Raw genomic sequence first — 14,322 nt, forward strand, 5'->3', positions numbered from 1 at the left:
CGCTCTTCCGATCTCCGTCGACGGGCACCGGCCCGAGCACCGCGCCGGCATCGAGGGTCGGCACGGCTTCGCGCAGTGCCGTCAGTGCCGTCGCGACGCTCGCCGTCGTGCCCTCGACGGCGGCGACCCGCACGGTCGGCGGCATGTGCAGCGGCACGCGGTCGGTCAGCTCGGCGCGCGCATACGCGGGCTGCGTCCAGGTGGCGAGAGCCCGCGCGACGGGGCCCGTCACGCCGACGAGGTGCACGGGCGCCTTCGGGGCGGCCAGGGCTGCGGCGTTCGACCACCAGCGCAGACAGGACTCACCGATGCGCAGCTGTTCGGCGAGCAGCATCCGGTCGCCGTCGAGCAGGATGATGGCGCGGTATCCGCCTTCGGCGTGCGGCTCGGCACCGCGCGTGGCGACGACGAGCGCGGGGCGCGCGTCGACCGAGACGACGGGATGGTCGCCGTCGGCGAGGATCACACGGGTGTTCGGAAAGGCCCGCCCGAGCTCGTCGGCGGTGCGCTCGCTGCCCGACGAGGCCATTCGCAGGCGCTCGCTCTGACAGTTGCCGCACACCCACGACGAGATCGTGCGGCCGCACCAGGTGCAATCGGGGGCGGCGCCCGGTCGGCGCGAGCGCAGCGGGCCGGTGCAGTGCGGGCAGCGCGCCGGCGTGCGGCAGTCGGCGCACACGAGCACGGGCGCGTACCCGGGGCGGGCGACCTGCACCAGCACCGCTCCATGCGCGAGCGCCTCGCGGGCGGCCGCGAAGGCCGCCGAGGGCACGCGCTGCCCGCGTGTTTCGCCGTCGCGGGTCGCCGACAGCACGACGCTCGGGCTCTCGCGGCGCCGGGCCTTGACCTCCTGCACCCAGCCGAGCTGCACGAGCCGCTCGACGTCGGTCGTGCGCGTGTGACCGGCCAGCACGAGCGCCGACCCCTCGAGTTCTTGCCGCACGAGCGCCGCGTCGCGCGCGTGCACCCCGGGGCTGAGCTGCTCCGACAGCAGCGGATCGCCGTCGTCCCAGATGATCACCGCACCGACGTTCGCGGCGGGGGCGTAGACCGTCGAGCGGTTGCCGACGACGATCGCCTCGTCGCCGCCGATCAGCCGCAGGTAGCCGGCGTAGCGGTCGGGCCCCGAACGCCGCGCGTCGTCTCGCACCACCGCGCCTGCGGGAGCGTGCTCGGCGAGCACCGCGAGCACCTGGTCTTCGTCGCGCTGATCGGGCACGACCACGAGAGTGCTCTGCCCGCGCGCGAGCGTGTCGAGGGCGATCGCGCCTATCAGTTCGGCCCACGCACCGTACGGGCCGGCTGCGGCAGGGCGCGGCGGCGCATCGAGGGCGACGCGAGCCCGGGCGACGAGAGCGGCGCGCAGATCGGGGAACTCGAGCAGGATGCCTCGCGCCCAGGTCGCCCAGGGTTCGGGATCGTGCGGTTCGGGCTCGTGCGCCGTGCCGTTCTGAGCCGCCCCGGCATCCGTTGATGCGTCGGCATCGGTTGATGCGTCGGCATCGGTTGCTGTCTCGGCATCGGTTGCTGTCTCGACATCGGTTGCTGTCTCGGCATCGGTTGCTGTCTCGGCATCCTGCACTGCCTCGGCATCCACTACCTCGACGTCATCACCCGCACCGGGTTCGCTCCCGCCCACCTCCGGCGCCGCCGCCTCGCGCGCCGCGAGCCAGGCCTTCTCGGCCCGCACCATGCGCTTCGGGATCACCAGGCGCAGAATGTCGCTCGCCGAGCCGGCCGCCCGATCGGCGACACGGCGGGCGAGCGTATAGAGCTCGGGAGTGAGCACCGCGACGGGCGAGACGACCGCATCGAGCTCCGACAGCGGCTTTCCCGTCACCGACGGTTCGGGCCGGTCGACCACCTCGACGAGATAGCCCTCGACGATGCGCCCGGCGCTGCGCAGCGGCACCTTCACCCGCACGCCGGGGCGGGCGTCGGGCTGCAGCGCGGGCGGGATCGCGTAGTCGAAGAGGCGGTCGAGCTGAGGCAGTGGCGAGTCGATCAGCACGCGCGCGACGAGCGGCATGGGCCCGGCGAGGTCAGAGACCGGCTGCGCCGCGAAGCTCGTCGACCCGGTCGGTGCGCTCCCACGTGAACTCGGGCAGCTCACGGCCGAAGTGCCCGTAGGCCGCCGTCTGCGCGTAGATCGGGCGGAGCAGGTCGAGCTGGTCGATGATCGCCTGCGGGCGCAGGTCGAACACGTCGCGGATCGCCGTGGTGATCTGCTCGTCGGAGACGTGGCCGGTGCCGAACGTCTCGACGTACAGTCCCACCGGCTCGGCGCGGCCGATCGCGTACGCGACCTGCACTTCGAGCCGGTCGGCCAGACCCGCGGCGACCGCGTTCTTCGCGACCCACCGCATCGCATAGGCCGCCGAGCGGTCGACCTTCGAGGGGTCCTTGCCGCTGAACGCGCCGCCGCCGTGACGCGACGCCCCACCGTACGTGTCGATGATGATCTTGCGACCCGTGAGCCCCGCGTCGCCCTTCGGCCCGCCGATGACGAAGGGACCTGCGGGGTTGATGACGTAGCGCACGTTCGAGACGTCGAGCCCGGTCGTGGCGAGCACCGGGTCGATGACCTCGGCCTGCACCGCGGCGCGGAGCGCCGGCAGCGAGATGTCGGGATTGTGCTGGGTCGAGAGCACCACCGTGTCGACGGTGCGCGGCACGGCGCCGTCGTAACCGAGGGTCACCTGCGTCTTGCCGTCGGGGCGCAGGAATCCGAGCGCACCCGAGCGACGAGCATCCGTCAACCGCTCGGCGAGGCGGTGCGCCGTCCAGATCGCCATCGGCATGAGCTGCGGCGTCTCGTTGGTGGCATAGCCGAACATGATGCCCTGGTCGCCCGCGCCGAGCGCGTCGATCGGGTCGATCGAGCCACCCTCGCGGTGCTCGATCGCCGTGTCGACGCCGGCGGCGATGTCGCCCGACTGCTCGCCGATCGACACCGTCACGCCGCACGAGTCGCCGTCGAAGCCTGTCTCGCTCGAGGTGTAACCGATGCGGTTGACGACCCCGCGCACGATGCCGGGAATGTCGACGTACCCGTTCGTGCGCACCTCGCCCGCCACGTGCACGAGGCCCGTCGTCACAAGGGTTTCGACCGCGACACGGCTGCCGCGGTCTTCGGCGAGCAGGGCGTCGAGGATCGAGTCTGAGATCTGGTCGCAGATCTTGTCGGGGTGCCCCTCGGTGACGGACTCGGACGTGAACAGACGCAGCCGGCTCATGAAACGCTCCTCAAAGTTCTTCGGGTTCCGACACAATCATGCCCGCGGCCCCCGACACCCAGTGAACAGGTATCTCGGGAACGCGGGCATGCGTGGTGCCACGAAGCGACTCACGCCCGTGGCATCCGGAATCAGTCGTTGTGACGCAGGCGCAGCTTGTCTTCGTGGATCTCGTGCAGCGCGATCGTCAGCGGCTTGTCTTCGACCGACGAGTCGACGAGCGGACCCACGTTGTCGAAGAGGTTGCCCTCGTGCAGATCGGAGTAGTAGTCGTTGATCTGACGCGCACGCTTGGACGCGTAGATGACGAGCTGGTACTTCGAGTCGACCTTCTCGAGCAGTGCGTCGATGGGCGGGTCGATGATGCCCTTGTCACGTCCAGCCATGATGAACCTCCGGATCGGATGGCGGTGGGAAAACTGTGGATGCCGGCGCGCGCGCCGTGGCATCCGTTCATTCTATCAGCGCGCGAGCGCTGCGACTTCGGCCGCCGCGCGGGCGACATCGTCGTTGACGACGCGGTAGTCGAACTCGCCCTGCGAGGCGAGCTCGCCTTTGGCGGTGCGCAAGCGGCGCGCGCGTTCTTCGTCGCCCTCGGTGCCGCGACCGACGAGGCGGTTGACGAGCTCGTCCCAACTCGGCGGCAGCAGGAACACGAGCTTCGCGTCGGGCGCCGCGGCGCGCACCTGACGGGCGCCCTGCAGATCGATCTCGAGCAGCACGGAGCGTCCGTCCGCGAGAGCGCGCTCGATCGGCTCGCGGGGCGTGCCGTAGCGGTACTTGTTGTGCACGGTGGCGTGCTCGAGGAGGGCGCCGTCGGCCACGAGCGCGTCGAAGGCGGCGTCGTCGACGAAGTAGTAGTGCTCGCCGTCGACCTCGCCCGGCCGCGGGGGGCGGGTGGTCGCCGAGACCGACAGCAGGATCTCGGGGTGGTGGTCGCGGATGTGCGCGGCGACGGTGCCCTTGCCGACGGCGGTCGGGCCGGCGAGCACGACGAGGCGGCTGCGACCGGGGCGCGCGACGGGTTCGGGAAAGCGCTCGTCGAGCCACTGGCCGAGGACGGTGCGCTGACGCGCCCCGAGTCCGCCCAGGCGCTTCACCGGCGAGATTTCGAGAGCCGCGAGGATGCGGTCGCGCTTTCCCTCGCCGATTGCGGGGAGCGCCGTGAGGTATTCGGTGATCCGCATGGCGCCGGCCGGCGACTCGGGGTACTCGAGCGCACGCCGCAGCAGCTCTTGCGGAGTGATGACGCGCATCGCGACATCGTGCTTCAGAGCCGCTCTCTCCCGACGCGCCGCAACAGCACGTCGGGATGCCGCGGCGCGATCGACCTCGGGTGGGCGGCGCGTCTCAGTCATCACCCTCTACGGTAGCCGCTCCGCCGACATCCGCGGGACGGCCGCGCGCCTTAGCAGGTGGTGTGAGGTGGCGCGGGGGCGGGGCTCGGTCGAGGGCGGGCTCGGCGTGTGGCATCCCTCTCGCGCCGCGGCAGGCGCGTCGCGCGTCGCCCGCGCCCGCTCTCATCTGCGGACTCATGCTCCCGCGCGGCAGTTTCCTGCACACGCGGCGCATCAATGCGCAGCGCGAGCAGGAAACGACAGCGCGGGCTACGCCGTGCGGTACAGCGCGGCGCGCTGGTCGATGCGGGCGGCGAGGCCGGCGGGGCCGGCCGAGAGGATGCTGCGGCTTTCGCTCGCCACCACCTGCGAGGCGACGTAACCGAACAACCGTCCGAGGTCGCCCGGTTCGGCGCCCTGCGCCCCGAAGCCGGGGGCGAGGATCGGCGTGCCGGCGAGCACGATGTCGCTGAGCCCGTACGCGCGCCGGTCGACCGTGGCGCCGACGACGAGGCCGATAGGTCCGAGCGAGCCGGGCGCGCCGATGTTCCGGGCGGCGACGTCGTGAGCGACGCGCTCGGCGACGCTCTCTTCGTCGTCGACGCGTGCGCGCTGCAGCGCGGATGCCTCGGGGTTGCTCGTCGCCGCGAGCACGAATACACCCTTCTCGTGCGCCGTCGCGGCCGAGAAGGCCGCGTTCAGGGAGTCGGTGCCGAGGTACGGGCTGAGGGTCAGCGCGTCGCTCTCGAGGGGTGCTCCGGGGGCGAGCCACGCGGCCGCGTAGCCGTCCATCGTGGTGCCGATATCGCCGCGCTTGGCATCGGCGATGACGATGAGCCCCGCCGCGCGCGCCGCCGCGATCACCTCTTCGAGCGCCGCGAATCCGGCCGCGCCGTACCGCTCGTAAAACGCGGCCTGGGGCTTGACGACGCCCACACGCCCCGCGGCGGCCTCGACCGTGCGCAGCCCGAACTCGCGCGCGCCGGCGGGCGTGGCATCCATGCCCCACGCCCGCAGCAGCGCCTCGTGCGGGTCGATGCCGACGCACAGCGGCCCGTACTGGTCGAGCGCGTCGCGCAGCCGCCGCCCGAACCCGGGCCGGCCGACCTGGGGTTCGCTCACCGACCGGCTCCGGCGAGCCGCTCGGCGCGGTCCTGCGCGTACTCCTGCAGGCTGCGCACCGCGAAGCCCGAACGCAGCACCGGCAGGGCGCTGACAGCAGCCCCCAGCACGGCCATCGTCGTGAACAGGGCCTTGTCGGCCGCGACCGCCGCCGCGCGGATCTCGTATCCGTCGGCGCGCGCGATGCCGCCCGAGGGCGTGTTCACCACGATGTCGATCTCACCGGCGTTGATGAGGTCGACGACGTTGGGCTCTCCCGAGACGTGCGTCTCGGAGTACTTGTTCACGACGTCGACACGGATGCCGTTGCGCGCGAGGATCTCGGCGGTGCCCTCGGTGGCCACGAGGCGGAAGCCGAGTTCCTGCAGGCGGTGGGCCGGCAGGATCACGGCGCGCTTGTCGTCGTCGGCGACCGAGAGGAACACGGTGCCCTTGGTGGGCATGCCGCCGTAGGCCGCCGCCTGGCTCTTTGCGAACGCCGTCGGGAAGTCGCGGTCGATGCCCATGACCTCGCCCGTCGAGCGCATCTCGGGGCCGAGCACCGAGTCGACGGTGTGCCCGTCGGCTGTGCGGAACCGCTTGAACGGCAGCACCGCCTCTTTCACGGCGACGGGCGAGTCGAGCGGCACGCGCGAGCCGTCCTGCTCGGGCAGCATGCCTTCGGCCTTGAGCTCGGCGATCGTCGACCCGGCCATGATGCGCGAGGCGGCCTTCGCGAGCGGGATGCCGAGGGCTTTCGACACGAACGGCACGGTGCGCGAGGCGCGCGGGTTCGCCTCGATGACGTAGAGCACACCCGCCGACACGGCGAACTGCACGTTCAGCAGGCCCCGCACGCCCACGCCTTCGGCGATCGCGAGGGTCGCCTGACGCACGCGATCGATCTCGGTGCGGCCGAGCGAGACGGGCGGCAGGGTGCACGACGAGTCGCCGGAGTGGATGCCGGCCTCTTCGAGGTGCTCCATCACTCCCCCGACGTACAGCTCGTCGCCGTCGTAGAGGGCATCGACATCGAGTTCCACGGCGTCGTCGAGGAAGCGGTCGACGAGCAGGGGCTTGCCCTCTTCGATGACGACCTCGCCGGCCGTGCGCACGAAGTAGTCGCGCAGGCTCTCGGTGTCGTAGACGATCTCCATACCGCGACCGCCGAGCACGAAGCTCGGGCGCACCAGCACCGGGTAGCCGATCTCTTCGGCGATCGCGACCGCGCCCGCCTCGTCGATGGCCGTGCCGTGCCGGGGCGCGATGAGGCCCGCGCGGTCGAGCAGCTGCGAGAAGAGCTCGCGCTCTTCGGCGATGTCGATCGCGGCGGGTGAGGTGCCGAGGATCGTGTACCCCGCCTCTTCGATGCCCTTCGCGAGCCCGAGCGGGGTTTGTCCGCCCAACTGGCAGACGACGCCGACGATCTCGCCCGATGCGCTCTCGGCGTGCAGCACTTCGAGCACGTCTTCGAGGGTGAGCGGCTCGAAGTAGAGCCGGTCGCTCGTGTCGTAGTCGGTCGAGACCGTCTCGGGGTTGCAGTTGACCATGATCGTCTCGTAGCCGGCCTCCGACAGCGCGAACGACGCGTGCACGCACGAGTAGTCGAACTCGACGCCCTGACCGATGCGGTTCGGGCCCGAGCCGATGATGACGATCTTCTGGCGGTCAGACGGCGTCACCTCGGTCTCGTAGTCGTACGACGAGTAGTGGTACGGCGTGAGCGCCGGGAACTCCCCCGCGCACGTGTCGACGGTCTTGTAGACGGGGCGGATGCCGAGGCCATAGCGGATGCCGCGGATCTCAGCCTCGCTGACGCCGCGCAGCTGCGCGAGCTGCGCGTCGGAGAAGCCGTGCTCCTTCGCGAGGCGGAGGGTCGCCGCGTCGAGCTCAGGGGCATCCTTCACGAAGTCGGCGACCTCGTTGATGAGGGCCATCTGGTCGAGGAACCACGGGTCGATCTTCGTCGCCTCGAACGCCTCCTCGACGGTCGCGCCGAGGCGCATCGCCTGCTGCAGCACGACGATCCGTCCGTCAGTGGGCTTCTTCGCGATCTCGAGCAGCTCGTCTTTCGAGCGGGTCTCGTCGCCCCAGTGGAAGCTCGACCCGCGCTTCTCGAGCGAGCGGAGCGCCTTCTGCAGGGCCGTCGTGTAGTTGCGGCCGATCGCCATCGCCTCGCCGACCGATTTCATGGTCGTCGTGAGGGTCGTATCGGCGTTCGGGAACTTCTCGAAGTTGAACCGGGGCACCTTGACGACGACGTAGTCGAGGGTCGGCTCGAAGCTCGCGGGCGTCGCCTGCGTGATGTCGTTGGGAACCTCGTCGAGCCGGTAGCCGATCGCGAGCTTCGCGGCGAGCTTCGCGATCGGAAAGCCGGTCGCCTTCGAGGCGAGCGCCGACGAGCGCGAGACGCGCGGGTTCATCTCGATGACGATGATGCGGCCGGTCTGCGGATCGACGGCGAACTGGATGTTGCAGCCGCCCGTGTCGACGCCGACGGCGCGGATGATGTCGATGCCGATGTCGCGGAGCTTCTGGTACTCGCGGTCGGTGAGGGTGAGCGCGGGGGCGACCGTGATCGAGTCGCCCGTGTGCACGCCGACGGGGTCGACGTTCTCGATCGAGCAGACAACGACCGTGTTGTCGGCGGTGTCGCGCATGAGCTCGAGCTCGTACTCCTTCCACCCGAGGATCGACTCCTCGAGCAGCACCTCGGTCGTCGGCGAGTCGCGCAGGCCCGCACCGCCGATGCGGCGGAGGTCTTCTTCGTCGTACGCGAAGCCCGACCCGAGACCGCCCATCGTGAACGAGGGGCGCACGACGAGGGGGTAGCCGAGCTCGGCCGCGCCTGCGAGCAGGTCGTCCATCGTGTGCGCGATCACCGAACGGGCGACGTCCGCCCCGGCATCGAGCACCAGCTGCTTGAAGATCTGACGGTCTTCGCCCTTGCGGATCGCGTCGACCTTCGCGCCGATCAGCTCGACGCCGTAGCGCTCGAGGATCCCCTGCTCGTGCAGGGCCATCGCGGCGTTGAGAGCCGTCTGGCCGCCGAGGGTCGGCAGGATGGCATCCGGCTTCTCTTTCGCGATGATCGTCTCGATCACGGCGGGTGTGATCGGCTCGATGTAGGTCGCGTCGGCGAAGTCGGGGTCGGTCATGATCGTCGCCGGGTTGGAGTTCACGAGGATGACGCGCACGCCCTCCTCGCGGAGCACGCGGCACGCCTGGGTGCCGGAGTAGTCGAACTCGCAGGCCTGGCCGATGACGATCGGGCCGGAGCCGATGACGAGGACGCTCTGGATGTCGTCGCGCTTGGGCATTACTTGCTGGCCTCCTGGGTCGAGCGGACGAGATCGGCGAAGCGATCGAAGAGGTAGTTCGCGTCGTGCGGGCCGGCGGCGGCCTCGGGGTGGTACTGCACGCTGAACGCGGGGATGTCGAGGGCGCGCAGGCCCTCGACGACGTTGTCGTTCAGTCCGATGTGGCTGACCTCGACACGGCCGTAGCCGTTCGGCGAATCGATCTCGCCCTCGAGGGGCGCATCGACGGCGAAGCCGTGGTTGTGCGCCGTGATCTCGACGCGCCCGGTCTGCTTGTCGAGCACCGGCTGGTTGATGCCGCGGTGGCCGAAGGGCAGCTTGTACGTGCCGAGCCCGAGCGCACGGCCGAGCAGCTGGTTGCCGAAGCAGATGCCGAAGAACGGCAGTCGGTCATCGAGCACCGAGCGCAACAGGGCGACGTGATCGCCGGATGCCGCGGGGTCGCCCGGTCCGTTCGAGTAGAACACCGCGACGGGGCCGATCGCACGGATGCCGTCGATCGTCACGTCTTGCGGGAGCACGTGCACGTCGAAGCCACGCGCGGCGAGGTTCAGGATCGTGGCCTGCTTGACGCCGAGGTCGAGCACGGCGAGGTTGCCGATCCGCTCGACGCCCTCGGCGGCCGGGGTCACCTCGGCGGCGGCCACCGACACCTCGGCCGAGAGGTTCTGCCCCGACATCTCGGGCGCCTCGCGGACGAGGCGCAGCTGCTCCTCGGCATCCATGCCCGCCGCGTCGCCCGAGAAGACGCCGCCGCGCATTGAGCCCGCCGAGCGCAGCACGCGCGTGATGGCGCGGGTGTCGACCCCCGAGATGCCGACGATGCCGTCGCGCACGAGGGCGTCGTCGAGCGACTCGTCGGCGCGCCAGTTCGAGACGACGCGCGAGGGGTCGCGCACGATGTAGCCGGCGACCCAGATGCGGCGCGACTCGGGGTCTTCGTGGTTCATCCCGGTGTTCCCGATGTGCGGCGCGGTCTGCAGCACGATCTGCCCGGCGTACGAGGGGTCGGTGAGGGTCTCCTGGTAGCCGGTCATACCGGTGGCGAAGACGACCTCGCCGAGCGTCGTGCCGCGTGCGCCGTAGGCGCGGCCGGGGTGGCGCGACCCGTCTTCGAGGACGAGGACGGCCGGGTCGGTGGTGAAGGAGGAGAGCTGAGTCATGCGTCGGTTCCCGTCGGGGTGATGGAGGCGGGGGTGTCAGTGGGGGCGGAGGTGCCGGCGGGATCGGAGCCCGCCTCGGATCGTCGGTCCGGCTGCCGGTCGCCGGCGCGCAGCGTCGCCGCGATCGTGTCGGCGAGGGCGCGCGCCGAGCCGTCCTGCGGGCGCAGGTAGCTGTCGACGACCGCGGCATCGGGCTCGTCGCCCGTGCGCCAGCTGAGGCGTACGAGGCCGCCCGGCTCGACGACACGGTCGATGGCGACCTGCGCCTGATCGACCGAGGCGATGCGCTCGACCGTGAGGAAGAGGCGCGGCTGGCCGGTGAGGTCGAGCGCCACGCCGCGGTCGGTGACGGTGACGTCGACGCGGGAGCGGAACCCGAGGCCGCGGATGGCGAGGCGTTCGAGGGGTTCGCCGTGCCGGGTGGTCGCGACATACAGTCCCGACTGCGCCGCGCGGACCTCGGCACCGGCCGGGATCTCCCCCACCGGAGCCTCGAACGCGGCGTCGCGGCGCGTGCGCCGGCGCCAGGCGATCGCGCCGAGCGCGAGCAGCACGACGGCGACAGCGATCATGACGAGCAGGGCGCCTTCGCGGGTCACGCGGGCACCTCCGTGGTCGCCGCGCTCATCGTTTCGGCGACGACGCCGTCGGCGACGGTCGGTCGCCCGCCGAAGAACGTCCAGCGCACCTCACCCGGCAGCTCGCGCCCGAGGTAGGGCGAGTTGACGCTCCGACCGCGCAGGTCGGCGCGCGTGAACGGGCGCGCAGCACGCGGGTCGTAGAGCGTGAACGATGCGGGCGCGCCCGCCTCAAGCGGCGTGCCGGCACGGTCGAGCCGGCCGATGCGGGCGGGCGCCGAGGACATCACGCGGGCGACGTCGTTCCAGTCGAGCAGGCCTGTGTCGACCATCGCCTGGTGCACGACCCGCAGTGCCGATTCGAGGCCGACCATGCCGTTGGCCGCGGCCTGCCACTCGCATGACTTCGCCTCGTCGGGGTGCGGCGCGTGGTCGGTCGCGACGATGTCGATCGTGCCGTCGGCGAGGCCTTCGCGCACGGCCTGCACGTCCTCGTCACGACGCAGCGGCGGGTTCACCTTGAACCGCGGATCGTAGCCGCGCACGAGCTCCTCGGTGAGCAGCAGGTGGTGCGGGGTGACCTCGGCGGTGACGTTCACGCCGCGCTTCTTGGCCCAGCGGATGATGTCGACCGATCCGGCCGTCGACAGGTGGCAGACGTGCAGGCGCGAGCCGACGTGCTCGGCGAGCAGCACGTCACGGGCGATGATCGCCTCTTCGGCGACCGCGGGCCAGCCGGCGAGGCCGAGCTCGGCCGAGACGGTGCCCTCGTTCATCTGCGCGCCCTCGGTGAGCCGCGGGTCTTGCGCGTGCTGCGCGACGACGCCGTCGAATGCCTTCACGTATTCGAGTGCGCGCCGCATGATGAGCGGGTCGAAGACGCAGAAGCCGTCGTCGCTGAAGACGCGCACGCGGGCGCGGCTGGATGCCATGGCACCGAGCTCGGCCAGACGCTCACCCTTCTGGCCCACCGTCGCGGCGCCGATCGGCTGCACGTGCACGTAGCCCGCGGCCTCGCCGAGGGCGAGTTCCTGCTCGACGACGCCGGCGGTGTCGGCGACGGGCGACGTGTTCGGCATCGCGAACACGGTCGTGTAGCCGCCGGCAGCGGCGGCGCGGGATCCACTGAGGATCGTCTCGGATGCCTCGTAGCCCGGCTCGCGCAGGTGGGTGTGCAGATCGACCAGGCCCGGCAAGGCGATGAGCCCGTCGGCGTCGATCACGGTCGCGCCGGCTCGGCTGAGTCCCGTGCCGACCTCGACGATCACGCCGTCCGAGACGATCAGGTCAGCGGCATCCTCACCGTGGCGGCGGGCACCCTTGATCAGGTACGTCATCGTGCGTCCTCCTGTGATGGCTGGGCCTGTCGAGCGGTCGTTTCGCGCTCACCCGACAGCAGCAGGTAGAGGGCCGCCATGCGCACCGAGACGCCGTTCGCCACCTGCTCGAGCACGGTCGACTGCGGGGAATCGGCGGCGTCGGCGGAGATCTCCATGCCCCGGTTCATCGGACCCGGGTGCATGACGATGCTACCTTCCGGCAGCGCCCGCAGGCGCGCCGCGTCGAGACCCCACCGCCGCGAATACTCCCGCTCAGTAGGGAAATACGCCGCGTTCATGCGTTCCAGCTGAATCCTCAGCATCATGATCGCGTCGGGCGCCGCGGCGATCGCCTCGTCGAGGTCGTACACGACCTCGACCGGCCAGGCGGAGACGTCTTGCGGAATCAACGTGGGCGGGGCGACGATGGTCACCCGAGCACCGAGGGTCGTCAGCAGCCACACGTTCGACCGAGCGACCCGCGAGTGCAGGATGTCGCCGACGATCGCGATGCGCAGGCCCGCGAGGTCGCGCCCCCGGCTGTCGTCGCCGAAGAAGCGTTTGCGGATCGTGAAGGCGTCGAGCAGCGCCTGCGTGGGGTGCTCATGCGTGCCGTCGCCCGCGTTGACGACACCGGCGGTGATCCACCCGCTCGTCGCGAGGGTGTGCGGTGCGCCGGATGCCCCGTGGCGGATCACCACGGCATCAGCGCCCATCGCCTGCAGGGTCTGCGCGGTGTCTTTGAGCGATTCGCCCTTGCTGACCGAGGAGCCCTTCGCCGAGAAGTTGATGACGTCGGCCGAGAGCCGCTTGGCGGCGGCCTCGAACGAGATGCGCGTGCGCGTGGAGTCTTCGAAGAAGAGGTTCACGACCGTCTTGCCGCGCAGCGTCGGGAGCTTCTTGATCTCGCGCGACTGCGTGTCGCGCATGTCTTCGGCGACGTCGAGGAGCAGCAGCGCGTCGTCGCGCGAGAGCGTCTTGGTGTCGAGCAGGTGCCTCATGCGCCGATCGTCACCGCCTCGAAGCCGTCGACCTCGGCGAGCTGCACGTTGACGCGCTCCGTGCGGGCGCTGGGCAGGTTCTTGCCGACGAAATCGGGGCGGATCGGCAGCTCGCGGTGCCCCCGATCGACGAGGATCGCGAGGCGAACTGCGGCGGGGCGGCCGATGTCGTTGAGCGCGTCGAGGGCGGCCCGGATCGAGCGGCCCGAATAGAGCACGTCGTCGACGAGAACGACCGTCTTGCCGTCGATGCCGCCGGCGGGGATCGACGTGGGGTGCGGGGTGCGGGTGGGGTTCCGGTGCAGATCGTCGCGGTACATCGTGACGTCGAGCGCGCCTACGGGCACCGATTCGCCGGAGAAGTCCGCGAGCAGAGCGCCTACGCGCTCGGCCAAGGCGACACCGCGGGTCGGGATGCCGAGGAGCACGAGGTCGCTCGCGCCCCGGTTCGACTCGAGGATCTCGTGCGAGATCCGAGTCAGTGCGCGGGCGATGTCAGCGGCGTGCATGACGGTACGCGTCCCGGTGTCGACAGCAAGGTCTTCTGCGGGGTCGGGCGTGGTCATCGGCTGCTCCCTTCTCCGCCTCACAGGACGGGGTTAAAGGTTGCGGGTTGCATGCATCAGCCTACCGGATCGACGACGCCGGCCGCCTCATGAGCAGAGGCGGCCGGCGGCGACGGGGCGCGCTCAGCGGCGCAGACCTCCCTGATCGACAAGGGTCGTGGTGTTGCTCGCCGTGCGGATCGCGGCAGCGTAGAACTCGAGCGTGATGCGCGCGAAGATCAGGTAGACCAGGCCGACCAGCGGTCCGAGGATCAGCACGACGAGGCCGAGCCAGACATTCGAGGCGAAGGCGCCGATCACCGCGACGATGTAGCCGATCGCGATGAGCACGGTGACGAGGCCGTAGAGCACCCCGAGCACCTTCGTCGTGATGAACCGCGAGAAGCTGTAGTCGAACAGGCCCGCGAAGAAGCTCGGCGTACCGACGTCGGTGATCGTGTTCCCGAAGGACTGCGCCGCGCCGCTCGCGACGTTCTCCCACGGGTTGTGGCCCGGTGTCTGGCCGGGGTTCTGGCTCGAACCCGGCGGCGGGCTCGAGGGCGGGGGTGTCGATGATCCCGCCCCGCCCGTGCCGGGGGTGGGCGGGATCGGAGGCGGAGTCTGGTCGCTCATGATCGTGTCCTCTGTCATCACGCGATCCGGCCGGTCGCCGGGTCGTCGTGGGGCCAATGTAGCCCCGCAGCGCACGGGGCGGCAGACAT

Annotated in this window: 12 protein-coding genes; all 12 read right to left on the minus strand. The window is 70.8% G+C overall.

The annotated features are described in order from the left end of the window. A partial coding sequence (locus G3N18_RS11060) for a primosomal protein N' family DNA-binding protein (RefSeq protein WP_230404127.1) occupies positions 1 to 2,029 on the minus strand: 2,029 nt, incomplete at its 3' end. A 13-nt stretch (positions 2,030 to 2,042) separates the two neighbouring features. Further along, positions 2,043 to 3,236: a methionine adenosyltransferase gene (gene metK / locus G3N18_RS11070; RefSeq protein ID WP_196384318.1), complete on the minus strand. Its 1,194-nt coding sequence runs from the start codon at positions 3,234 to 3,236 to the stop codon at positions 2,043 to 2,045. Between the two features lie 131 nt (positions 3,237 to 3,367). Then, on the minus strand, positions 3,368 to 3,622 hold the full coding sequence (gene rpoZ, locus G3N18_RS11075) for a DNA-directed RNA polymerase subunit omega (RefSeq protein WP_196384319.1): 255 nt from the start codon (positions 3,620 to 3,622) through the stop codon (positions 3,368 to 3,370). A gap of 75 nt (positions 3,623 to 3,697) precedes the next feature. Then, positions 3,698 to 4,594, minus strand: coding sequence for a guanylate kinase (gene gmk, locus G3N18_RS11080; RefSeq protein ID WP_196384320.1), 897 nt, complete (start codon positions 4,592 to 4,594; stop codon positions 3,698 to 3,700). A gap of 249 nt (positions 4,595 to 4,843) precedes the next feature. After that, a complete protein-coding gene (gene pyrF / locus G3N18_RS11085; protein WP_196384321.1) occupies positions 4,844 to 5,695 on the minus strand; it encodes an orotidine-5'-phosphate decarboxylase in 852 nt (283 codons plus the stop codon). Next, positions 5,692 to 8,994 carry a carbamoyl-phosphate synthase large subunit gene (gene carB, locus G3N18_RS11090; RefSeq protein WP_196384322.1) on the minus strand — a complete coding sequence of 1,101 codons (3,303 nt, stop codon included), beginning with the start codon at positions 8,992 to 8,994 and terminating at the stop codon, positions 5,692 to 5,694. Before carB ends, pyrF begins: the two co-directional genes overlap by 4 nt. Further along, positions 8,994 to 10,157, minus strand: a complete 1,164-nt coding sequence (gene carA / locus G3N18_RS11095) for a glutamine-hydrolyzing carbamoyl-phosphate synthase small subunit (RefSeq protein ID WP_196384323.1) — start codon at positions 10,155 to 10,157, stop codon at positions 8,994 to 8,996. Before carA ends, carB begins: the two co-directional genes overlap by 1 nt. Next, positions 10,154 to 10,756: a PH-like domain-containing protein gene (locus G3N18_RS11100; RefSeq protein WP_338038507.1), complete on the minus strand. Its 603-nt coding sequence runs from the start codon at positions 10,754 to 10,756 to the stop codon at positions 10,154 to 10,156. Before G3N18_RS11100 ends, carA begins: the two co-directional genes overlap by 4 nt. Beyond that, a complete protein-coding gene (locus G3N18_RS11105) occupies positions 10,753 to 12,072 on the minus strand; it encodes a dihydroorotase (protein WP_196384324.1) in 1,320 nt (439 codons plus the stop codon). The genes G3N18_RS11100 and G3N18_RS11105 overlap by 4 nt, the downstream gene beginning before the upstream one ends. Next, on the minus strand, positions 12,069 to 13,055 hold the full coding sequence (locus G3N18_RS11110) for an aspartate carbamoyltransferase catalytic subunit (protein ID WP_196384325.1): 987 nt from the start codon (positions 13,053 to 13,055) through the stop codon (positions 12,069 to 12,071). The genes G3N18_RS11105 and G3N18_RS11110 overlap by 4 nt, the downstream gene beginning before the upstream one ends. Then, entirely contained in the window at positions 13,052 to 13,621 is a 570-nt protein-coding gene (pyrR, locus tag G3N18_RS11115; RefSeq protein WP_196384326.1) for a bifunctional pyr operon transcriptional regulator/uracil phosphoribosyltransferase PyrR, read from the minus strand. The genes G3N18_RS11110 and pyrR overlap by 4 nt, the downstream gene beginning before the upstream one ends. A 123-nt stretch (positions 13,622 to 13,744) precedes the next feature. Then, complete coding sequence (locus G3N18_RS11120) at positions 13,745 to 14,233, minus strand: DUF4282 domain-containing protein (RefSeq protein WP_196384327.1); 489 nt, start codon at positions 14,231 to 14,233, stop codon at positions 13,745 to 13,747. Positions 14,234 to 14,322: the final 89 nt, after the last annotated feature.

The organism is Microbacterium paulum, assembly GCF_015707995.1.
Classification (GTDB): Bacteria; Actinomycetota; Actinomycetes; order Actinomycetales; family Microbacteriaceae; genus Microbacterium; species Microbacterium paulum.

What these genes read in the sequence shown, in the direction of transcription:
- rpoZ (WP_196384319.1), bottom strand. Translation starts at nt 3,622, where the DNA reads ATGGCTGGACGTGACAAGGGCATCATCGACCCGCCCATCGACGCACTG.
- metK (WP_196384318.1), bottom strand. Translation starts at nt 3,236, where the DNA reads ATGAGCCGGCTGCGTCTGTTCACGTCCGAGTCCGTCACCGAGGGGCAC.
- G3N18_RS11120 (WP_196384327.1), bottom strand. Translation starts at nt 14,233, where the DNA reads ATGAGCGACCAGACTCCGCCTCCGATCCCGCCCACCCCCGGCACGGGC.
- G3N18_RS11105 (WP_196384324.1), bottom strand. Translation starts at nt 12,072, where the DNA reads ATGACGTACCTGATCAAGGGTGCCCGCCGCCACGGTGAGGATGCCGCT.
- carB (WP_196384322.1), bottom strand. Translation starts at nt 8,994, where the DNA reads ATGCCCAAGCGCGACGACATCCAGAGCGTCCTCGTCATCGGCTCCGGC.
- G3N18_RS11110 (WP_196384325.1), bottom strand. Translation starts at nt 13,055, where the DNA reads ATGAGGCACCTGCTCGACACCAAGACGCTCTCGCGCGACGACGCGCTG.
- pyrR (WP_196384326.1), bottom strand. Translation starts at nt 13,621, where the DNA reads ATGACCACGCCCGACCCCGCAGAAGACCTTGCTGTCGACACCGGGACG.
- gmk (WP_196384320.1), bottom strand. Translation starts at nt 4,594, where the DNA reads ATGACTGAGACGCGCCGCCCACCCGAGGTCGATCGCGCCGCGGCATCC.
- carA (WP_196384323.1), bottom strand. Translation starts at nt 10,157, where the DNA reads ATGACTCAGCTCTCCTCCTTCACCACCGACCCGGCCGTCCTCGTCCTC.